At 66.3% G+C, this 20208-nt stretch carries 21 protein-coding genes; 8 read left to right on the top strand and 13 right to left on the bottom strand.

Translation table 11 applies throughout. The annotated features are described in order from the left end of the window. Nucleotides 1-36: 36 nt before the first annotated feature. From lnt to miaB, 5 genes are all read right to left on the bottom strand, one after another. On the bottom strand, nucleotides 37-1506 hold the full coding sequence (lnt, locus tag RM463_RS16630; RefSeq protein WP_311430674.1) for an apolipoprotein N-acyltransferase: 1470 nt from the start codon (nucleotides 1504-1506) through the stop codon (nucleotides 37-39). A 23-nt stretch (nucleotides 1507-1529) separates the two neighbouring features. Then, nucleotides 1530-2408: a transporter associated domain-containing protein gene (locus tag RM463_RS16625; protein WP_311430673.1), complete on the bottom strand. Its 879-nt coding sequence runs from the start codon at nucleotides 2406-2408 to the stop codon at nucleotides 1530-1532. Further along, on the bottom strand, nucleotides 2405-2893 hold the full coding sequence (gene ybeY, locus RM463_RS16620; protein WP_311430672.1) for an rRNA maturation RNase YbeY: 489 nt from the start codon (nucleotides 2891-2893) through the stop codon (nucleotides 2405-2407). Before ybeY ends, RM463_RS16625 begins: the two co-directional genes overlap by 4 nt. Next, a complete protein-coding gene (locus RM463_RS16615) occupies nucleotides 2890-3975 on the bottom strand; it encodes a PhoH family protein (RefSeq protein ID WP_311430671.1) in 1086 nt (361 codons plus the stop codon). The genes ybeY and RM463_RS16615 overlap by 4 nt, the downstream gene beginning before the upstream one ends. Nucleotides 3976-4067: 92 nt before the next feature. Then, nucleotides 4068-5411 carry a tRNA (N6-isopentenyl adenosine(37)-C2)-methylthiotransferase MiaB gene (miaB, locus tag RM463_RS16610; RefSeq protein ID WP_311430670.1) on the bottom strand — a complete coding sequence of 448 codons (1344 nt, stop codon included), beginning with the start codon at nucleotides 5409-5411 and terminating at the stop codon, nucleotides 4068-4070. 724 nt (nucleotides 5412-6135) lie between these two features. On the opposite strand from miaB, the gene RM463_RS16605 reads away from it, so the two are divergent. Together RM463_RS16605 and RM463_RS16600 are read left to right on the top strand one after the other, a co-directional pair. Beyond that, nucleotides 6136-6774: a TIGR04211 family SH3 domain-containing protein gene (locus tag RM463_RS16605; protein WP_195688383.1), complete on the top strand. Its 639-nt coding sequence runs from the start codon at nucleotides 6136-6138 to the stop codon at nucleotides 6772-6774. 6 nt (nucleotides 6775-6780) lie between these two features. Next, nucleotides 6781-7422: a thiopurine S-methyltransferase gene (locus tag RM463_RS16600; RefSeq protein ID WP_311430669.1), complete on the top strand. Its 642-nt coding sequence runs from the start codon at nucleotides 6781-6783 to the stop codon at nucleotides 7420-7422. Between the two features lie 4 nt (nucleotides 7423-7426). On the opposite strand, the gene RM463_RS16595 is transcribed toward RM463_RS16600, so the two are convergent. Continuing rightward, nucleotides 7427-8017: a YajG family lipoprotein gene (locus RM463_RS16595; protein ID WP_311430668.1), complete on the bottom strand. Its 591-nt coding sequence runs from the start codon at nucleotides 8015-8017 to the stop codon at nucleotides 7427-7429. Between the two features lie 115 nt (nucleotides 8018-8132). On the opposite strand from RM463_RS16595, the gene RM463_RS16590 reads away from it, so the two are divergent. After that, on the top strand, nucleotides 8133-8561 hold the full coding sequence (locus tag RM463_RS16590) for a GNAT family N-acetyltransferase (RefSeq protein ID WP_195688380.1): 429 nt from the start codon (nucleotides 8133-8135) through the stop codon (nucleotides 8559-8561). Between the two features lie 137 nt (nucleotides 8562-8698). On the opposite strand, the gene msrQ is transcribed toward RM463_RS16590, so the two are convergent. The 6 genes from msrQ to cysP all read right to left on the bottom strand — a co-directional run bounded on the left by msrQ (nucleotide 8699) and on the right by cysP (nucleotide 14393). Next, on the bottom strand, nucleotides 8699-9343 hold the full coding sequence (msrQ, locus tag RM463_RS16585; RefSeq protein ID WP_311430667.1) for a protein-methionine-sulfoxide reductase heme-binding subunit MsrQ: 645 nt from the start codon (nucleotides 9341-9343) through the stop codon (nucleotides 8699-8701). Next, nucleotides 9343-10359 (bottom strand): protein-methionine-sulfoxide reductase catalytic subunit MsrP, encoded by a 1017-nt coding sequence (msrP, locus tag RM463_RS16580; protein WP_311430666.1) that lies wholly within the window; start codon nucleotides 10357-10359, stop codon nucleotides 9343-9345. Before msrP ends, msrQ begins: the two co-directional genes overlap by 1 nt. A gap of 212 nt (nucleotides 10360-10571) precedes the next feature. Further along, nucleotides 10572-11690: a TOBE-like domain-containing protein gene (locus RM463_RS16575; RefSeq protein ID WP_311430665.1), complete on the bottom strand. Its 1119-nt coding sequence runs from the start codon at nucleotides 11688-11690 to the stop codon at nucleotides 10572-10574. Continuing rightward, nucleotides 11687-12514, bottom strand: a complete 828-nt coding sequence (gene cysW / locus RM463_RS16570; RefSeq protein WP_311430664.1) for a sulfate ABC transporter permease subunit CysW — start codon at nucleotides 12512-12514, stop codon at nucleotides 11687-11689. Before cysW ends, RM463_RS16575 begins: the two co-directional genes overlap by 4 nt. Continuing rightward, nucleotides 12514-13365: a sulfate ABC transporter permease subunit CysT gene (cysT, locus tag RM463_RS16565; protein WP_311430663.1), complete on the bottom strand. Its 852-nt coding sequence runs from the start codon at nucleotides 13363-13365 to the stop codon at nucleotides 12514-12516. Before cysT ends, cysW begins: the two co-directional genes overlap by 1 nt. Nucleotides 13366-13382: 17 nt before the next feature. Next, nucleotides 13383-14393, bottom strand: a complete 1011-nt coding sequence (gene cysP, locus RM463_RS16560) for a thiosulfate ABC transporter substrate-binding protein CysP (RefSeq protein ID WP_311430662.1) — start codon at nucleotides 14391-14393, stop codon at nucleotides 13383-13385. Nucleotides 14394-14577: 184 nt separating this feature from the next. Here cysP and rpe point away from each other — a divergent pair, with 184 nt between their 5' ends. After that, the gene (gene rpe, locus RM463_RS16555; protein WP_311430661.1) at nucleotides 14578-15279 is read left to right on the top strand and encodes a ribulose-phosphate 3-epimerase; all 702 of its coding nucleotides are present in this window, start codon (nucleotides 14578-14580) and stop codon (nucleotides 15277-15279) included. A 1-nt stretch (nucleotide 15280) separates the two neighbouring features. Then, nucleotides 15281-15619: a GIY-YIG nuclease family protein gene (locus tag RM463_RS16550; RefSeq protein WP_409229171.1), complete on the top strand. Its 339-nt coding sequence runs from the start codon at nucleotides 15281-15283 to the stop codon at nucleotides 15617-15619. Here RM463_RS16550 and RM463_RS16545 read toward each other — a convergent pair. Further along, the gene (locus RM463_RS16545; protein ID WP_311430660.1) at nucleotides 15611-16909 is read right to left on the bottom strand and encodes an NAD(P)/FAD-dependent oxidoreductase; all 1299 of its coding nucleotides are present in this window, start codon (nucleotides 16907-16909) and stop codon (nucleotides 15611-15613) included. The genes RM463_RS16550 and RM463_RS16545 overlap by 9 nt on opposite strands. A gap of 104 nt (nucleotides 16910-17013) precedes the next feature. Here RM463_RS16545 and gph point away from each other — a divergent pair, with 104 nt between their 5' ends. From gph to RM463_RS16530, 3 genes are all read left to right on the top strand, one after another. Continuing rightward, nucleotides 17014-17814: a phosphoglycolate phosphatase gene (gene gph, locus RM463_RS16540; RefSeq protein ID WP_311430659.1), complete on the top strand. Its 801-nt coding sequence runs from the start codon at nucleotides 17014-17016 to the stop codon at nucleotides 17812-17814. Between the two features lie 256 nt (nucleotides 17815-18070). Then, the gene (gene trpE / locus RM463_RS16535; RefSeq protein ID WP_311430716.1) at nucleotides 18071-19567 is read left to right on the top strand and encodes an anthranilate synthase component I; all 1497 of its coding nucleotides are present in this window, start codon (nucleotides 18071-18073) and stop codon (nucleotides 19565-19567) included. Nucleotides 19568-19586: 19 nt separating this feature from the next. Continuing rightward, nucleotides 19587-20195, top strand: coding sequence for an aminodeoxychorismate/anthranilate synthase component II (locus tag RM463_RS16530; RefSeq protein ID WP_311430658.1), 609 nt, complete (start codon nucleotides 19587-19589; stop codon nucleotides 20193-20195). Nucleotides 20196-20208 lie beyond the last annotated feature (13 nt).

Below are 20208 nucleotides of genomic sequence, written 5' to 3'. Positions count from 1 at the left end.
CTTGATTTTTGCTGCCGTTTTTGTGCAGCGTCCGGTTTATCGCTTGCGGCGCAGCCGAAGCCCCGGCAGCACCATCAGGGCGGCGAGCAGCCAGGTGGGCCAGCTGCCGGTGCGGGTGAAGGGGGTAAGCCCCTGCATGGGGATCGCCTCGCCGCCAAGGCTGGTCATCTCGAACTGGGGAGCCCGGGTGGTGATGCGCCCTTGGGCATCGATGATGGCGGTGACGCCATTGCTGGTGGCACGAATCACGTAGCGGCCGTTCTCCAGGGCGCGTAGCCGGGCCATCTGCAGATGCTGCAGGGGGCCGATGGAGCGGCCGAACCAGGTGTCATTGGAGACCGTCAGCAGCAGCGCCGCCTGGCGCGCCTGGGCGGCGACACGATCCGGGTAGATGATCTCGTAGCAGATGGCGTTGCCGATGGTGGTGCCGGCGGCCCTGAGCGGCGCCTGGCCTTCCGGCCCGGGCGTCATGGCCGGCATCGGCAGATTGAAGAAGGCGATGGTATCGGCAAGCAGGCTCTCCAGGGGGAGGTATTCGCCGAAGGGCACCAGATGCGTCTTGCGGTACTCCCCCTCGACATCACCCAGGCCGATCACGCTGTTGTAGTAGAGTCCGGCGTCGTCACGCTGCAGGATGCCGGTGAGCAGGGCGGTGCCGGGGGCGAGATTGGACTGCACCCGCTCGAGGATGGGTCGCGCTTCGCGTTCGAACATCGGCAGGGCCGCCTCGGGCCAGATGATCAGGTCCGGGGCGTCGTCGCTGTGTGCTCGGGTCAGCGCGCTGTAGCGATTGGCGGCCTCGCGCTGGCCGGCTGGGGTCCACTTGATGGCCTGGTCGAGGTTGCCCTGCAGCAGCGCCACGCGTAGCGGTTCACCGGCGGGGCTCGTCCACTGGGCGGGCAGCGCCATGGGGGCGAGCCACAGGGCGGCGACAGGGAGCGCGGCCCACCATCGCCGCCGGAGCAACTCGACGCCGAGGCTGCCGGTCAGCGCGGTGATCAGGGAGAGCAGATAGACCCCGCCTACCGGGGCCCAGGGGGCGAGGGGCGAGTCCACCTGCGAGGTCCCCAGCAGCAGCCAGGGAAAGCCGGTGAACAGCCAGGTGCGCAGCCACTCGCCCAGGACCCAGGCGCCGGCAAAGCTGAGCCAGGCCAGGCGTGGGCCGGTAAGGCGGCGATAGAGCCAGAGGGTCACGGCGGGGAAGAGCGCCAGCCCCGCGACGAACAGCACGGTGAGGAGCAGGGCCAGCGGGATGCCGGTATAGCCATAGTCGTGGATCGATACATAGACCCAGGAGGCGCCGGAGCCGAACAGCCCGAGACCATAGCACCAGCCGCGCAGGGCGGCCTGGCCGGGTGTCAGGGCGTGGATACCCAGGTAGATAAGCCCCGCGGCTACCGGGCCCAGCCACCACAGTTCGAAGGGGGAGGCGGTAAGCGTGGTAAGAACACCGGCCGCGGCTGCCAGCAGGCAGCCGAGGGGTGCGGGCAGGCGAAACACAGACATCTTGGCCCTCCGTGGCAGGCGCGTCAGTCGTCGTCGAGAGCGTCGTCGGAGTTGCTGGGTTCGACTTCCAGTAGTCGGATGCGGCGGTTGTCGGCATTCAGCACCGTGAAGCGCCAGCCGCGGATGACGGTATGCTCGCCCCGTGCCGGCAGGTGGCCGAAACGCTGCATTACCAGGCCGCCGAGGGTGTCGAACTCCTCGTCGGAGAAGTGTGTCTCGAAGCGCTCGTTGAAGTCCTCGATGGGAGTCAGGGCGCGGATGGCGTAGCGCCCCTCGCCCAGGTCGCGAATATCCTCGTCGTCGTCGGCGTCATGCTCGTCCTCGATCTCCCCGACGATCTCCTCGAGGATATCCTCGATGGTGACGATGCCGGCGGTGCCGCCGTACTCATCGACCACGATCGCCATATGGTTGTGCGTGTTCTGGAACTCCTTGAGCAGGCTATTGAGACGCTTGGACTCCGGCACGAACAGCGTCGGCCGCACCACCTCCTCGAGACGGAAGGGCCTGCCGTTCTCCTGGCCGTTGCGCAGCAGCGGCAGCAGGTCCTTGGCCAGCAGGATCCCCTTGACCTCATCGAGGTTCTCGCCGATGACCGGGTAGCGGGAGTGGCCGGTTTCGAGGATTACCGGCAGGTACTCATCCAGCGGCTGGTCGATGGCGATGGCCGTGACCTGGGAGCGCGGGATAAGCACCTCGCGAACCTGCTGGTCGCTGATCTTCAGCGCCCCCTCGATGATCATCATGGCGTCCTGCTCGAGTTTCAGACGGCCTGCCGCCTGACGCAGGAACTCCAGTAGCTCGTCCCGCGAGCTGGGTTCGTCACTGTCGCTGGAGAGCGCCCCCAGCAGTTTCTCGATCCAGGAACGGTTGCCCTGGCCACTCGATCGATCTTCGCTCATGAATCGGCTCTCTCATCCTCGGGTGCGGTCCGATAAGGGTCGGTGATGCCAAGCTCGGCCAGGATCTCGCGCTCCAGTGCCTCCATGGCCTCGGCCTCGTCATCCTCCAGATGATCGTAGCCGAGCAGGTGTAGCGTACCGTGAACCACCATATGAGCGTAGTGATCGTGTAGTGCCTTGTCCTGCTCGGTGGCCTCGGCCACCACCACGGGATGGCAGACCACCAGGTCGCCGAGCAGCGGCAGGGTCACGCCGGGCGGGTTCTCGAAGGGGAAAGAGAGCACATTGGTGGGCTTGTCGCGGCCGCGGTAGTCGCGGTTCAGCGTCTGGCTCTCCGTCGCGTCCACCAGGCGCACGCTGAGCTCGCTGTCGTCCTCCACCACATGGCGCGACAGTACCGCCCCCACCCAGGCCTCCAGCTCGGCCTGGCTCGGCAGGCCCTCGGCCTCGAGGGCGACCTGGCGATCGACCCGGGGAGACGTCATGACTCGCCTCGCTCGCGGCCGAGGCGCTCCTGGCGCTCCTGACGCAGGGTCTCGCGCTCCTGTTCCCGAGCCTCCTTGCGGGCCCGCTCGGCGGCCTCCTGCTCGGCCTCGAAGCTATCGTAGGCCTCGATGATGCGCTGCACCAGGGGGTGGCGCACCACATCCTTGGCGGCGAAGTGGGTCACGCCGATGCCGGGTGTTCCCTTGAGCACCTCGAGGACCTGAATCAGCCCCGAGCTCTGGCCGCGGGGCAGGTCGACCTGGGTCACGTCGCCGGTGATCACCGCGGTGGAGCCGAAGCCGATACGGGTCAGGAACATCTTCATCTGTTCGCGGGTGGTGTTCTGGCTCTCGTCGAGGATGATGAAGGCGTTGTTGAGGGTGCGCCCGCGCATATAGGCCAGCGGGGCGATCTCGATCACCTGGCGCTCGATCAGCTTGGCCACCTGTTCGAAGCCGATCATCTCATAGAGGGCGTCGTAGAGCGGGCGCAGGTAGGGGTCGATCTTCTGGGCCAGGTCGCCGGGCAGGAAGCCGAGCTTCTCGCCGGCTTCCACCGCCGGGCGTACCAGCAGGATGCGGCGAACCTCCTGCTGATTGAGGGCCTCCACCGCCGCGGCGACCGCCAGGTAGGTCTTGCCGGTACCCGCCGGGCCGATGCCGAAGTTGATGTCGTGGGAGCGGATGCTCTGCACATAGCCCTGCTGATTGAGGCCGCGTGGCTTGATCAGGGTGCGCGGCGTGCGGATCAGCACCTCGGCGCCATCGGCATCGCCCTCATCCTCCTCGAGCGCCTGCTGACCGGACTCCTGCAGGAAGAGATGCACGGTATCCGGCTCCAGGTCATTGGCCTCGGTCTCGCGGTAGAGGTGTTCGAGCACGTTGGCGGCGGCCTTGACCCGATGGATGGGCCCGGCCAGCTGGAAGATGTTGCCGCGGTTGCGCAGGGTGATGCCCAGACGGGACTCCACCAGCTTGAGGTTCTCGTCGCGCTGGCCACAGAGGTTGGCCAGGCGGCGCGGGTCGTTGGGTTCGAGGGTCAGAGTGATGATGCGGTTGGCCTGGGAGGCTGTCTGGCTCAAGGCGGGCGGATCCCCTGGAAGATGAGTGTGGCGTCAGCATACTGCCGCGGCGGCCACCGCGGCAATCATTGGTCGAGCAGAGGCGTCGATTCTCAGTAGATCGCCGGGGAGGCGAGCTCGCCACGCAGCGAGTTGGGCAATGCTTCGCTGATCTCGACGTCGACGAAGTAGCCGATCAGCTCGGTGGGATTGGGGGCACGGAAGTTGACCACCCGGTTGTTCTCGGTCCGGCCGGAGAGCTGTCCCGGGTCGCGTGGCGCGAAGCCGGTGACCAGGATGCGCTGGGTGGTGCCCACCATGCGCCGGCTGATCTGCATGGCCTGCTGGTTGATGCGCTCCTGAAGGATCGCCAGGCGCTGCTTCTTGACGCTCTCGGGGGTGTCATCCTCGAGGCTGGCCGCCGGCGTGCCGGGGCGTGCCGAGTAGACGAAACTGAAGGAGTGGTCGAAGCCGATGCGATGAATCAGGTTCATGGTGGCCTCGAAGTCCGCCTCCGTCTCGCCCGGGAAGCCGATGATGAAGTCCGAGGAGAAGCTGATGTCGGGGCGTAGCGCGCGAATGCGCTCCAGTTTCTCGACATACTCCTCGACGCCATGGCCGCGCTTCATGGCGGCGAGCACGCGGTCGGAGCCGGCCTGTACCGGCAGGTGAAGATGGCTGACCAGCTCCGGAATCTCGCCATAGGCCTCGATCAGGCTGTCGGAGAACTCCACCGGGTGAGAGGTGGTGAAGCGAATGCGGTCGATGCCTTCAACGGCCGCCACGCAACCGATCAGCTCGGCCAGGTCGATCTCGTCACCCAGCTGGTTCAGGCCACGGTAGGCGTTGACGTTCTGTCCCAGCAGGTTGATCTCGCGCACGCCCTGGTCGGCCAGGTGAATGACCTCGTCCATCACCGCCTCGAAGGGTCGCGAGACCTCCTCGCCCCGGGTGTAGGGCACCACGCAGAAGGTGCAGTACTTGGAGCAGCCCTCCATGACCGAGACGAAGGCGGTGGCGCCGTCGGAGCTGGGCTTGGGCAGGTGATCGAACTTCTCGATCTCAGGGAAGGTCACGTCGACGACCGAGATCTGGTCCTGCTGGCGCGAGTCGAGCATGGAGGGGACCCGGTGCAGGGTCTGGGGCCCGAACACCATATCGACATGGGGCGCGCGCTTGCGCAGCGCCTCGCCTTCCTGACTCGCCACGCAGCCGCCCACGCCGATCACCAGGTCGGGGTTGTTCTCCTTGAGCTTCTTCCAGCGTCCCAGCTGATGGAACACCTTCTCCTGGGCCTTTTCGCGGATCGAGCAGGTGTTGAGCAGGATGACATCCGCCTCCTGCTCGTCGTCGGTGAGTTCGAGACGGTGAGATTCGCCGAGCAGATCCGCCATGCGGGCGGAATCGTACTCGTTCATCTGGCAGCCGTGTGTCTTGATGAAGAGTTTCTTCGCCATAAGAGTAGGGGTCGTGGCGCCAGGCGCCCGACGTCTGTCACCGGTGGGTTCTGGGGTGCGCGGCGCTCACGGCTCAAGTTCGCCGGAGGCACGGCAATGGATGGCGGTGGCCGCCTGGGCCATCGTTGAAAACAGCCCTATATTATACGTGCCGTGACCGCGGGGAGCCAGCCCGATGCCAGGTGGCACAGGGCTGTTGCAGATAGCTCGACAGCTCGGTAGCCCGGGGCTGATCTGGCGACAAGCCTGCGAGGAGGCGCTGTGAACCCTTCCCTGGGCGCTACCGACGCCATCCCTGGCGTGGGACCTCCTCTTCAGCTTGTCCCCAGCGCCCCTTGGGTCGGTAGCCCTGCCAGGTGGCACGAGTGTGCTAACCTAGCGAGCCCCGGCTGGCTGGATAGCGCCGGGGCCTGGGCCCTGAAGAGTGTTCGATGAGTCGGATGACACTGGTCATGCACTGACCAGCAGTCGTCGAGCCAAGGTGTGGCGGGCGCAGCGGACGACTTTCCCACGGTTGTCCCGGGGGTTGTCCACAGAAGCTGTGCATAACCCTTGCGGAGAGCTGGTGGGCTGTCACCTGTGTGTCGATGCAGCGTCAGTTATCGCCGCCAGGGCCTTGGGCGCCGCAGCGCTTCCCCGCCAGGGCGCCACCTTCAGGATGTTTCCAGGAAACACCTTTCAGCCAGGACGCTTCAGGCAAGGACTCTACAGTCAGGATCATGGCATGACGAAACACCACAGCACACGAACCGGTCTGGGCGTATGTCTGGGCACCCTGCTCGGCCTGCTGGCGCTGCCGCTGGCGGCTCAGGAGCAGAGCGACACCGTCTGGGTCTCCGACTCCCTGACCACCTACGTGCGCAGCGGTCCCACCGACGGCTACCGCATCGTCGGCACCCTTACCGCCGGCGAGCCTGTCGAGCGGCTGGAGACCAGCGGCGACTACACCCGCGTTCGAGGTCCCGGCGGCGACGCCGTCTGGGTGCTCAGCCGCGAGATCCAGGAGGTCCCCAGTGCTCAGGTGCGCCTGCCCGAGCTTGAGCAGCGGGTGGCCGAGCTCGAGGCCGAACTCGACGGCATCGATGAGGCGTGGGAGCAGCGCACCGCCGCGTTGCGTGAGACCCTCGAGGTTCGCGAGGCGCGAGTTGCCGAGCTGGAGTCACGCAACCACCAGCTGGATGGCGAAGCCGAGCACTCCCGCCAGACCGCGCGTGAACTGGAGGCTCGCCTCAACACCCAGGAGGAGGACCTGCTGATGCGCTATTTCATGTATGGCGGCGGCGTGGCCGGTGCCGGCCTGCTGGTTGGCCTGATCGTTCCCCATCTGCCGCGCCGCCGTCGCAAGCGCGATCGCTGGTTCTGAGCCGTCATGGTGAATGAATGGCTGACCCGCTGGCGTGAAGCGCGTATCGGTTTCCATCGCGACGCACCGCACCCCGTCCTGTGCCACCACTGGCCGCTGCTGGGGGTGAGCCCCGGTGTCAAGGTGCTGGTGCCGCTATGCGGCAAGAGCCACGACATGCGCTGGCTGGGCCATCGCGACCATCCGGTGCTGGGTATCGAGCTGGCGCCCCAGGCGGTCGAGCAGTTTCTCGCCGAGGGGAGCGAGCCCGTTTCCCGCTACCACCAGGCGGGGTTCGAGATAAGTCGCCAGGCCAATGTCGAGCTCTGGTGCGGTGACTTCTTTCACTTCCATATCGAGCAGGCGGCCGAGATCGGCGCCTTCTATGACCGTGCCGCGCTGATCGCCCTGCCACCCGCCACCCGCCAGCGCTACGCCTTCCATCTGGCGCAGCTGATACCTCCGGGGGCCAGCGGGCTGCTTATCGGCCTTGAACGTGCGGCCGGTGAGGAGCAGGCCGGGCCGCCCTTTCATGTGCCGGAAGAGGAGGTGCGGGAGCTGTTCGAGCCCAACTTCCGGATCACGCTGCTGGAGAGAGGCGCCCCGGAGCCGGGCAGCGGCTTCCGGGAACATGTCTGGGCCATGGTGCGCCGAGGTCCCGTCGAGTGACCCCTCAGCGGGCCAGCAGGCGGCCCAGCTCCGGGTCACGAAAGGCGCGGTTCAGGCCGTCGACGAGCAGGTCGTTGACCATTCGGGTATTGCTCCGCTGGTCCGGCCGAACGGCGTAGCTCTGGGTGCGTCGTGAGGTGTAGGTGCCGGTGTAGGTGGTGCCGCCATTGGTCGCCTCGGCCACAAACACGGCCTCCAGGCGTGACTCGCCGATCACGGGCCGACTCTTGCCGCGCTCGTAGCCCAGGTGATCGAGTGTCAGGGTCAGGTGGGGGCGGCCTTCGGCACGCTGGGTGGTGGGTGTAAAGCCCATTTCCCGCACGGCTCGCTCGGCCTCGCGCTGCAGTTTCGGCATCAGCTCGTGGGCATGGACGGTGATCGTGGCCGTGGACATGGCGCTGCCGGTACGGGTGCCGATCACCTCGCCGTCACGTCCATCCGCGGCGATCACCGTGACGGCCTGCCCATTGCCGGCGACCGGTACCGCGGCGCTGCGCTTGGGGTCGAGCTGCAGGGTCTGGGGGGCGGCGCAGCCGGCGAGCCAGCCAGCCGTGACCAGGGCCAGGGAGAGGCGAAGAAAGCGTCGACGTAGCATGGGGAGCTCCCGTCCAGGGTGAATGTCGAAGCGCAGTATAGCGCCCTCGAGATCACACAGGGTACGTCCTTGCCTCCTCGATTACACTGTCGGTACGCCCAGCAGGAGCCGTGTGATGATTCGCCCCGCCACCGCCGAGGATATCCCTCTGCTTGCCGATATCTGGCTGCGTGCCTCGATGCGCGCCCACGACTTTATCCCCGAGACCTTCTGGATATCCCGCGCCGAGCTCATGGTGCAGGAGCGGCTGCCTCAGGCCGAGGAGGTCACGGTGCTCGAGGTGGAGGGCAGGGTGATCGGCTTCACCGCCCTCGACGGCGACCATCTGCAGGCGCTGTTCATCGATCCCAGGGTCCAGCGCTATGGCCATGGCTCACGGCTGATGGCCCATGCCATGGCCGGTCATAAGCGCCTCACCCTGAGTGTCTATTCGCGTAATGTGCGTGCCGTCTCCTTCTACCACCGCCTGGGGTTTCATGCGGTGGAGGAGCGCCTCGAGCCACTGACCGGGGAGAACGAGACCCTGATGGTCTGGGATCGATAGGCCCTGGGTATCTGCGATCTGCCGGGCGGGACCACTGACCGTTCGGCATGGCCGATATCCGTTCGGCGCGGCCTATCCGGAAGCGTCAGGGGGCAATAGAAGAAGGGCCAATAGAAGGAGGAGTAATAGGAGGCGGCCTAGGACGCACGGCCGAAGCGGTAGCGCAGCCTGGGCAGTGTTCGGGCGACCGGCGGTAGACGGGTCGCCATGATCAGTGCCGAGATCGCGGCATACAGCAGCCACTCGCCGAGGTCGGCGCGCACGACCCAGAAGAAGTGCAGCAGGGCCAGACCGAGAATGCCGTAGACCAGGCGGTGCAATGATTTCCAGCGCTTGCCCAGTCGACGCATCGACCAGCGGTTTGAGGTCACGCCCAGCGCGACAAGGCCGCTCAGGGCCAGCATGCCGACGATGATATAGGGGCGCTTCACCAGTTCGCTGCCCAGCATGCCCCAGTCGAGCCCCAGGATGAAGAGGGCGTAGCTGAGCATGTGCAGGCTGGCGTAGGCCAGCGTCCACAGCCCCAGCTGGCGGCGGATCAGCGCGAAGCCTTTCCAGCGAGTGAGCCGGGAGAGCGGCGTCAGGCTCAGGGTGAGCAGCAGCATCCACAGCGCGCCGAGGCCGATATTCAGCAACAGGTAGCGACCCGGCTCGGGACCGGCGGCGTTACTGGCCACCTGCCAGCCCCAGATCACCAGTGGGGTCAGGGCCGCCATAAACACCCCCAGGCGCCAGAGTTGCCAGCGGTTCGGGAGGGTCATCAGGCGGTTCAGGTTGGCCATTAATAGTGCGTCCGTAGATCCAGCCCCGCGTACAGGTCGGCGACCTCGTCGGCGTAGCCGTTGAACATCAGGGTATCGATGGTGTTGGGGCTGAACAGGCTGTTGGGCAGCCGGCGCTCGGTGGCCTGGCTCCAGCGGGGATGGTCGACCCGGGGATTGACGTTGGCGTAGAAGCCGTACTCATCCGGTGCAATCTGTTGCCAGGAGTTGAGCGGCTGCTCCTCCACCAGCGAGATGCGCACGATCGACTTGATGCTCTTGAAGCCGTACTTCCAGGGCACCACCAGTCGCAGGGGGGCGCCGTTCTGGTTGGGCAGCTCGCGGCCATACATGCCGAGGGCGAGCAGAGTGAGGGGGTGCATGGCTTCGTCCAGGCGCAGTCCCTCGACATAGGGCCAGTCGATCAGCGAGAACGCGGAACGCTGCCCCGGCATCTGCTCCGGGTCGACCAGGGTTTCGAAGCGCACGTACCTGGCCCTGCTGGTGGGTTCCGCGCGCCTGATCACCTCGGCGAGGGGGATGCCCAGCCAGGGAATTACCATCGACCATGCCTCCACGCAGCGCAGCCGGTAGATCCGCTCCTCGAAACGCGAGGGGCTGGCGAGATCCTCCAGGGCGAAGCGGCCACCGTTGTTGACCTCGCCGTCGACCACCACGCTCCACGGCTGGGTCTCCAGGCTGCCGGCACGGCGCGCGGGGTCTGACTTGCCGGAGCCAAACTCGTAGAAGTTGTTGTAGCCGCTGGCGTCGTCGAAGGGGGTCAGCTTGTCCTTCTCGGGATCGCGAGGAGTGACCGCTTGCCAGCGTGTGGCGTCGATCTTCTCCTTCAGCCACGCCGGCCCGTCACCGTCGGGTACATCCGCATAGTCGGCATCGGCATGGGCCGGGCCGTTAAGCGCAAGTCCGGCCCCCAGCCCCGCCATGCCGCCCATGAAGCGGCGGCGGGAGAGATAGATGGACTCAGGCGTCACATCGGACTCGCGCAGGTCATGCGGTTTGGCGATCTTGATCAGCATCGTGGGCCTCGGCTCGGGGGCTGGGGAGAGGACGAGAGCCGCTGGCACCGATGGGCGTCGGGCTGGGCGTCGGGGACTGTCCGTTACGCCGCATCGCGCGGACTCCTGACATCAGAGAGGCGGCGGCGTGAAAAGTTCATGCGAGAACGGTCGGCGACCTCCATGGGAGGAGGGGCTGTCCGCCGTGGGCGCCCGGCGGACAGAGGGCGTCATCAGGCCGTGATGGCCTGGCGCTGCTGGGTGCCTTCGGCACTGAAACGGTGCCAGTGACGCGGAATGGCATACAGTCGCTGGCCACGAGTGAGAGCCAGGCGCTCGTAGTCGGCGTGGCGTACGGTGGCCAGCCAGGGCTCGACCAGCCAGTCCGCGGCGACCTCGATGCGCACCTCGGCCCCCACCGGGGAGATGGCGGTGACGGTGACGGGCAGCTGGGCCTCCGGCGTGGGCGCCTCTGCCAGGCGCACCTCATGGGGCCGCAGCAGCAGTTCCTGGTGGCCGTCGGGAAGGTCCACCACAAGCGTCGCCTCGCCGCAGGTCAGGGTGCCGCCACGCACCTCGCCCTCCAGATGATTGACGTCGCCCAGAAACTCGAACACGAAGCGGTTGGCCGGTGAGCGGTAGAGGGCATCCGGGGTGTCGATCTGTTCGATGCGGCCATGGCTCATCACCGCCACACGGTCGGAGAGCTCCAGTGCCTCTTCCTGATCGTGGGTCACGAACAGGCTGGTGAAGCCGAGCTCATCGTGCAGCTGGCGCAGCCAGCGGCGCAGCTCCTGGCGGACCTTGGCATCCAGGGCGCCGAAGGGTTCATCCAGCAGCAGGACATCAGGGCGCAGGGCCAGGGCCCGGGCCAGGGAGACCCGCTGCTGCTGGCCGCCGGAGAGCTGGGCCGGATAGCGCCCGGCGAAGTGTTCGAGCTGCACCATCTCCAGCAGGCGATGGACCCGGGCGCGGATCTCGCCGCTGGAGGGCCTCTCTCGCCGCGGCAGCACGGTCAGGCCGAAGGCGACGTTGTCGAACACCGTCATATGGCGGAACAGCGCGTAATGCTGGAAGACGAAGCCGATGCGGCGGTCGCGCACATGCACGTCGGTGACGTCGCGGTCACCGAACAGGATGCGCCCGGCCGGGTCGCGGTCCGGCGACTCGAGGCCGGCGATGATGCGCAGCAGGGTGGTCTTGCCCGAGCCCGAGGGGCCGAGCAGGCCGACCAGCTCGCCTTTGGCGACCTCCAGATTCACCGGCTCCAGGGCGCGTCCCCCGGCCTGGCCGGGGCTACCCTTCCCTTTGTGACCATAGTGCTTGGCGATATCGGTCAATCGGATGCTCATTGGGTAACCTCCTGGCGCGCGGTACGCCATTCCAGGCCGGCCTTGGCGGCCAGGGTGAACAGGGCGATCAGGGCCAGCAGGGCGGCGCTGGCGAAGGCGCCCACGGCGTTGTAGTCCTGATAGAGCTGCTCCAGATGCAGGGGCAGGGTCATGGTCTGGCCACGGATGGCCCCGGAGACCACCGAGACCGCACCAAACTCACCCACCGCCCGGGCGTTGGTCAGCACCACGCCGTAGAGCAGTGCCCAGCGGATATTGGGCAGGGTGATCCGGCGGAAGATGGTCCAGCCTGGTGCCCCCAGGGTCACGGCGGCCTCTTCCTCGCGGGAGCCCTGGGCCTGCATCAGCGGGATCAGCTCCCGGGCCACGAAGGGGCTGGTCACGAATACCGTCACCATCAGGATGCCCGGCCAGGCGAACATCAGCTGGATATCGTGGGCATCGAGCCAGCCACCGATCCAGCCGTTACGGCCGTAGAGCAGCAGGTAGATGAGCCCGGCCACCACCGGCGATACCGCGAAGGGAATATCGATCAGCGTCTGCAGCAGGCGCCGACCGGGGAAGTCGAAGCGGGTCACCAGCCAGGCCAGGGCCACCCCGAACACCAGGCAGATGGGGATGGTCAGGACGGCGATAAACAGGGTCAGGCCGATCGCCGCCAGAGTGTAGCGGTCGCTGATATTGTGCCAGAACACCCCGACACCCTGGGAGAAGGCCTGGGCGAAGATGGCCGCCAGCGGCAGCAGCAGGAACAGCGCCGCCAGAAGCACGGCGGCGGTGATCAGGGCGCGGCGCACCGCGGGGGCATCACCGATACGTTGCATCAGCCACGTCCTCCATGGAGCCGCTTGATGAAGTGCCCCTGCCAGATGTTGATCACCAGCAGCAGGGCGAGGGAGACGGCCAGTACCACCGAGGCGATCGCCGAGGCGCCGGCATAGTCGTACTCCTGAAGCTTGACGAAGATCATCAGCGCGGTGATCTCGGTCTCGAACGGGGCATTGCCCGCGATAAAGATGATCGCGCCGAATTCGCCCAGCGAGCGCACGAAGGCGAGCCCGGTGCCGGTGACCAGTGCCGGCCACAGGTAGGGCAGGATCACGCGACGAAAGCCGGTGGCGTCCGAGGCGCCCAGGGTCATGGCGGCTTCATCCACCTCGTGGGGCAGGTCCTCCAGCACCGGCTGTACCGTCCGCACCACGAAGGGGATGCTGGTAAAGGCCATGGCCAGGGCGATCCCGACCCAGGTGTAGGCCACCTTGAGGCCCAGCGGCTCGATCAGGCCCCCGACCCAGCCGTTGCCGGCGTAGAGGGTGGCCAGGGTGATGCCCGCCACCGCCGTGGGCAGCGCGAAGGGCAGGTCCATCAGGGCATCGAGCAGACGCTTGCCCGGAAAGTCGTAGCGTACCAGCACCCAGGCCAGCAGCAGTCCGAACACGGCATTGGCCAGTGCCGCCACCGCGGCGGCGCCGATGGTGACCGTGTAGCTGGCCACCACCCGGCCATCGGTGATGATCGCCCAGTATTCGGCGAGGCTGAGCCCCTTGAGCTGGCCCACCAGGCCGGTCATCGGCAGCAGCAGCACCAGCGAGACGAATGTCAGGCTGATGCCCAGCGACAGACCGAAACCGGGCAGCACGCGGCGCCGGGGCAGGCGGAGGGCCAGGGAGCTCATCGATCTTCCCTCCAGGCTCAGCGGCGCTGCAGCTGGTCGAGCTGGCCGCCGCTGCCGAAGTGTGTCTCCATGGCCTCATCCCAGCCGCCGAAGACCTCTTCGACACGCAGCAGCTCGGTTTCCGGGAACTGATCGGCAAATTCCTCGGCCACCGACTCGTCATGCACACGGTAGTTGAAGCCGGCCAGCTGGCGCTGCGCCTCCTCGCTGTAGAGGTACTCCACATAGGCGCGGGCCAGCTCTTCGGTGCCATTGCGCTCGGTATTGGGCTCGACCACCGCGACCGGGAACTCCGCCAGAATGCTGACCGGCGGCACGATCACCTCGTAGTCATCGCTGCCGTATTCGCCACGAATGTTGTTGACCTCGGACTCGAAGCTGATCAGCACATCGCCGATGCCACGCTCGATAAAGCTGGTGGTGGCGCCGCGACCGCCGGTGTCGAACACCACCACGTTGCCCAGGAAGTCACCCATGAAGTCCTGGATCCTGGCCTCGTCTCCGTCGAACTGGTGATCCGCGAAGCCCCAGGCGGCCAGGTAGGTATAACGGCCGTTACCCGAGGTCTTGGGATTGGGAAAGACGATCTCCACCCCTTCATCGTCCAGGTCGTCCCAGCTCTCGATGCCCTTGGGGTTGCCCTTGCGCACCAGGAAGGCGGTGGTGGAGTAGTAGGGCGAGGCGTTGTTGGGCAGCTGCTGCTGCCAGTCCTCGGCTACCAGGCCGTCGTCGGCCAGTACCTGGACATCGGTGACCTGGTTGTAGGTCACCACGTCGGCTCGCAATCCCTGAAGGATGGCGCGAGCCTGGGCGGAGGAGCCGCCATGGGACTGCTGGATGGCGATCTCCTCGCCCTCGCTCTCCTGCCAGTGGGCGATGAACTCGGGGTTGATCGCCGCGAAGAGCTCCCGGGCAATATCGTAGGAGGAGTTCAGCAGCTCCCGGTCGGCGGCCGCCGCCGGCGCGGCCAGGCCGGCGCCCAGGGCAAGGGCGAGCAGTGAGCGCGAAAAACGCAGATCGAGGGTCATGACGAGGCTCCGGGTCATAGGTGTATCGCAGTGGAAGCAGGTTATGACCCGTTAAAGGTAATTACAATAGTGTTTATTATTCTATTTTAGAATATATCTCTGCGCCCGAGGCATCCTCGCACCTGCCCGGGGCGGGGCAGTCTGATAGAATCCCGCCTCTCGTCATCGACCCGGGACCCCCTCCATGACTGACCCGATCCGCGACTTCCAGATTGCGCCCTCGATTCTCTCCGCCGACTTCGCACGACTGGGCGAGGAGGTGGGCGACGTGCTGGCCTCCGGCGCCGATATTGTCCACTTCGATGTGATGGACAATCATTATGTGCCCAACCTGACCATCGGGCCGATGGTCTGTGAGGCGCTCAGAAAGCACGGCGTAACCGCCCCCATCGATGTTCACCTGATGGTGCGCCCGGTCGATCAGCTGATCGGCGACTTCATCGACGCCGGCGCCAGCATCATCACCTTCCACCCCGAGGCCTCCGACCATATCGACCGCTCCCTGCAGCTGATTCGTGACGGCGGCTGCCGGGCCGGCCTGGTCTTCAATCCGGCCACGCCGCTCTCCTATCTCGACTATGTGATGGACAAGGTCGATATGGTGTTGCTGATGAGCGTCAACCCGGGCTTCGGTGGTCAGTCATTCATTCCCGCCACCCTCGACAAGCTGCGCGAGGCACGCCAGCGCATCGATGCCTCCGGCCGTGACATTCGTCTCGAGGTGGATGGCGGGGTCAAGGTGGACAATATCGCCGAGATCGCGCGTGCCGGGGCCGATACCTTCGTGGCCGGCTCGGCGGTGTTCAAGGCTCGCAACGAGGCCGATCCGCATCGCTACGATGGTGTGATTCGCGACTTCCGCGAACAGCTGGCCAGCGTGCGCTGAGGTGAGCGCCGACTCGCTCGGCACCGAGGCACGCCAGGCCGAGATACCCCAGGCCGAGACTTCCCAAGCCAAGGCGCCCCGCTGGTATCTCTACGTGATCGAGACGGCCGCGGGGGCCCTCTACACCGGCATTACCACCGATGTCGACCGCCGCCTGGCCGAGCATCGGGCGGGGCGGGGGGCCAAGGCGCTGCGCGGCAAGGGGCCCCTGACGCTGCGCCATCACGAGCCAGTCGGTGACCATGGCACGGCGCTGCGCCGTGAGGCCGAGATCAAGCGCCTCACGGCCGCCCGCAAGCGGGCCTGGCTGCGTCAGCGGACCGAAGATGTCTCAGTGTAGCTTGAGGCGCGGGCGTATAAACCGGTTCAGTCCATCTACCAGCATGATGATCCCTGTCTTCAGATTGCCGTGAACCGCTCGCTGGTGCAGACGGTAGAGCGAGATATAGAAGAACTTGGCCAGGTGGCCCTCGACGAACAGGCGACGAGCCGAGGTGCCACGCATCAGCGTGCCGATCGCCTCGAAGTGGGCCAGCGAGATCAACGAGCCGCGGTCGCGATAGACGAACGGCTTGAGCGGCTTGCCGTCGATCAGGGCGCGCAGGTTGCGGTAGAGGTGCTGGGCCTGCTGGTGAGCGGCCTGGGCGCGTGGCGGCACCGTGCCGCCGTCCTCCTGGGGGCAGCTGGCGCAGTCGCCGAGGGCGAAGATATTGGGATCGTCGACGCTCTGCAGGGTATCGTGGACGACGAGGCGCTGGCCCTTGGCCAGGGTCAGGTCCAGCTCGGCGAGGATGTCGGGCGCCTTGATGCCTGCCGCCCAGACAGCGAGATCGGTGGCGATACACTGGCCGTCGGCGGTATGGATGGCGTCGGCATCGACCTGCGTCACCCGCGTTTCGGTGTGCACCTTGACGCCGAGGCCCTGGAGTTCGTCACGCACCGCCTGGCGGATGCGTGCGGGCAGGGCCGGCAGCACGTCATCGGCGGCCTCGATAAGAGATATCTCGAGCTGATGGTGCTCCAGCCTGGTGACCCCGTAGCTGTACAGCATCAGCAGGGCGTCGTAGAGCTGGGCGGCGAGCTCCACTCCGGTGGCGCCCCCCCCCACGATGCCTACCTTCAGTCGCGGAGATTGGTTCTGCGTGCTGGCGCTGAAGCGCAGGAAGGTATCGAGCATATCGCGCCGGAAGGCCTCGGCTTGCTCGGGGCAGTCGATAAAGTGGCAGTGTTCGGCCACTCCCGCCGTGCCGAAGTCATTGCTGACGCTGCCCAGCGCCAGTATCAGTCGGTCGTAGGCCAGCTCGCGAGCCGGCAGAATCTCCTGGCCGTCATCGTCAAGCACGGCGGCCAGCTGCAGCCGCTGCCGCTGTCGGTCGAGACCGCACAGGGTGCCACGTTGAAATCGATAGCCATTGGCGCGGGCATGGCTGGGATAGGCGATCTCGTCGAGGCCCGAGTCGAGGGCGCCGGTGGCGACCTCGTGCAGCAGCGGCTTCCAGATGTGGGTTGGGCTACGGTCGACCAGCACGATCTCGGCCCGACCGCGTCGTCCCAGTCGCCGGCCCAGGCGAGTTACCAGCTCCAGGCCGCCGGCGCCGCCGCCCACTACCACGATTCTCGGTATGCTCATAAGGGCACTCCTTGGCACGTAAAAGCACCAGCATAGGCCGGCTGGCATTCCCTGCCCATGACCCGTGCGGCACAATATGACTTTCACTCTCCTGGAGTCAGCACATGCACCCCATTCTGGAAGGCATCGAACTGGTGACCTTCGACCTGGACGGTACCCTGATCGACTCGGTGCCTGACATGGCCATCGCCGTGGACGCCGCCCTGACCGAGCTGGGCCTGCCCGCCGTCGGCAGGGCACGGGTGCGTGACTGGGTGGGCAATGGCTCGCTGGTATTGATGGCGCGGGCGTTGCGATTTACTGCTCAAGTGAACGAAGGAGTCGACGAGGCTGATCCGGCGACTGATATTCGAGGGGGCGCTGTGAACCCCTCCCTGGGCGCTACCGATGCCATCCCTGGCATAGGACCCCCTCTACTATCAGTCCCCGGCGCCTCGCCGGCTGGCCCTTTGTCAGATGGCCTGCTGGAGCGCGCCCACGCCGCCTTCCTCGCGCACTACGCCCGCGCCCCCGGTGCCCACACCCGGCTCTACCCGGGAGTACGAGAGTGCCTGGACGGGCTGCGCGACCGTGACCTGCCCCTGGCGCTGGTAACCAACAAGCCCGAGGCCTTTATTGCGCCCCTGCTGGATGACCTGGGCCTGGCCGACTATTTCTCGCTGTGCCTGGGGGGCGACAGCCTGGCCGAGAAGAAGCCTCACCCGGCACCGCTGCTGCATGTTGCGGCCCATTTTTCGGTGTCTCCGTCGGCCTGCCTGATGGTGGGAGACTCACGCCACGATATCGCCGCCGGCAAGGCGGCGGGCTTTCGCACCCTGGCGGTCCCCTATGGGTACAACCACGGTGAGCCGGTGCGCGACAGCGACCCGGACAGCGTGGTTGAATCGCTGGCGGAACTCGTTTAACGTGAATTCGGCTATTGCTATAAGAAATAGCTTTTTCAATATGTTATTACTATAAGACGCGGACACCACCCGATGACCACCCGCACGTTGCCGGATACACCCCTTCACATCAGCGCTGCCCGCGCCGCTGCCCGCCTGCCTGCTCCCTGTGGCTGGCGATGGTGACGCTCATATCGTTCTGAGCCGCGGCCCCTTGACCCGCCCCGGCGTCCTGCGTTTACCACCGTCAACCGTTTTACCGAGGAGTCCGGGCATGATGTCCCCCGAACGCTTTCAGCAGCTGGTCGATGCCGGCTACAACCGTATTCCGGTCACCCGCGAGGTGCTGGCCGATCTCGACACGCCTCTCTCTACCTACATGAAGCTCGCCAATGCGCCCTGGACCTTCCTGCTGGAGTCCGTGCAGGGCGGCGAGAAGTGGGGACGCTACTCGATCATCGGGCTCCCCTGCCGCGAGCGCATCGAGGTGCGAGATCACAGCATCAGCCATATCGTCGACGGCGAGTTGCATGGCGCCGCCGAGGTCAAGGATCCCCTCGAGTGGATCGAGCAGTTCCAGGCGCGCTTCAAGGTGCCGCGGCTGGATGATCAGCCCCGCTTCGATGGTGGCCTGGTGGGCTACTTCGGCTACGACACCATCCGTTATATCGAGCCGCGCCTGCGCAGCGAGGCCGCCGCGGCCAAGCCCGACCCGCTGGGGGTGCCGGATATCCTGCTGATGGTGTGCGATGAGCTGGTGGTGTTCGACAACCTCTCCGGTCGCCTGGCCCTCTGGACCCATGCCGACCCGGCAGAACCTGAGGCCTATGTCCGCGCGGTCGAGCGCCTCGAGGCGCTGGAGATTCGCCTGCGCAGCGCCACCCTCAATACCGTCAGCCCCGGTACCGGCAGTGCGGCGGTGGAGGAGGGCGATTTCAGCTCCGGCTTTACCGAGACGGGCTTCAAGTCGGCGGTGGAGACCATCAAGGAGTATGTGCTGGCCGGTGACGTCATGCAGTGCGTCCCCTCCCAGCGGATGTCGATCCCCTACCGGGCCGCGCCGCTGGATCTCTATCGGGCGCTTCGCAGTCTCAACCCCTCGCCCTACATGTTCTTCCTCGACCTGGGCGACCACCAGGTGGCCGGCTCCTCGCCGGAGATTCTGACCCGCCTGGAGGAGGGTGAGGTGACGGTGAGACCCATTGCCGGCACCCGCAAGCGTGGGCGCACCGAAGAGGAGGATCGCGCCCTGGAGGAGGAGCTGCTGGCCGACCCCAAGGAGCGCGCCGAGCACCTGATGCTGATCGATCTGGGGCGCAACGACGTCGGCCGGATCAGTGAGACCGGTTCGGTCAGGGTCACCGAGGAGATGGTGGTGGAGCGCTACTCCCACGTGATGCATATCGTCTCCAACGTCACCGGGCGGCTCAAGCCGGGGCTGACCGCCATGGATGCCCTGCGCGCCACCTTTCCGGCAGGCACCGTCTCCGGTGCCCCCAAGATTCGCGCCCTGGAGATCATCGACGAGCTGGAGCCGGTCAAGCGGGGCATCTACTCGGGGGCGGTCGGCTATCTCTCCTGGCACGGCAACCTGGACACCGCCATCGCCATCCGCACCGCGGTGATCAAGGATGGCCAGCTGCATGTCCAGGCCGGAGCCGGCATCGTCGCCGACTCGGTGCCCGAGATGGAGTGGCAGGAGACCCTCAACAAGGGGCGCGCCCTGTTTCGCGCCGTGGCCATGGCCGAGCACGGCCTGGACAACCTCGAATAGCCCGGTGGCGGAGAGACTCATGAAAGTCTGCATGATCGACAATTACGACAGCTTCACCTTCAACGTGGTGCAGTATCTCGCCGAGCTGGGCGCCGAGGTCGAGACCCACCGCAACGATGCGATCACCCTGGCCGAGATCGAGGCCATGGCCCCGACCCATCTGGTGATCTCCCCTGGTCCCTGCACGCCCGATCAGGCGGGCATCTCCATGGAGGCCATCCGCCACTTCGCCGGCAGGCTGCCGATACTCGGCGTCTGCCTGGGCCATCAGGCCATCGGCCAGGTCTATGGTGGCCGGGTGGTGCGTGCCCCGGAGGTGATGCACGGCAAGACCTCGGCCATCCGTCATGCCGGTCAGGGGGTGTTCGCCGGTCTCGACGACCCGCTGGACGTCACCCGCTACCACTCGCTGACCGTGGAGCGTGAGGGACTTCCCGACTGCCTGGAGGTCACCGCCTGGATCGCCGACGACGATATTACCCCCGGGTTGATCATGGGCCTGCGCCACCGTGCGCTGGATGTGGAAGGCGTGCAGTTCCACCCCGAGTCGATCCTGACCCGCCAGGGCCATGAGCTGCTGGCCAACTTTCTCAAGCGCCACCCCCAGGTGCCGCTGGGCCGTGCCTGATTCGAGGAGATCC

The sequence above is a fragment of the Halomonas sp. LES1 genome (genome assembly GCF_031846005.1).
Classification (GTDB): Bacteria; Pseudomonadota; Gammaproteobacteria; order Pseudomonadales; family Halomonadaceae; genus Halomonas.
Note: the sequence above shows the minus strand (reverse complement) of the source record. Positions and strands in the feature narration are given on the sequence as shown.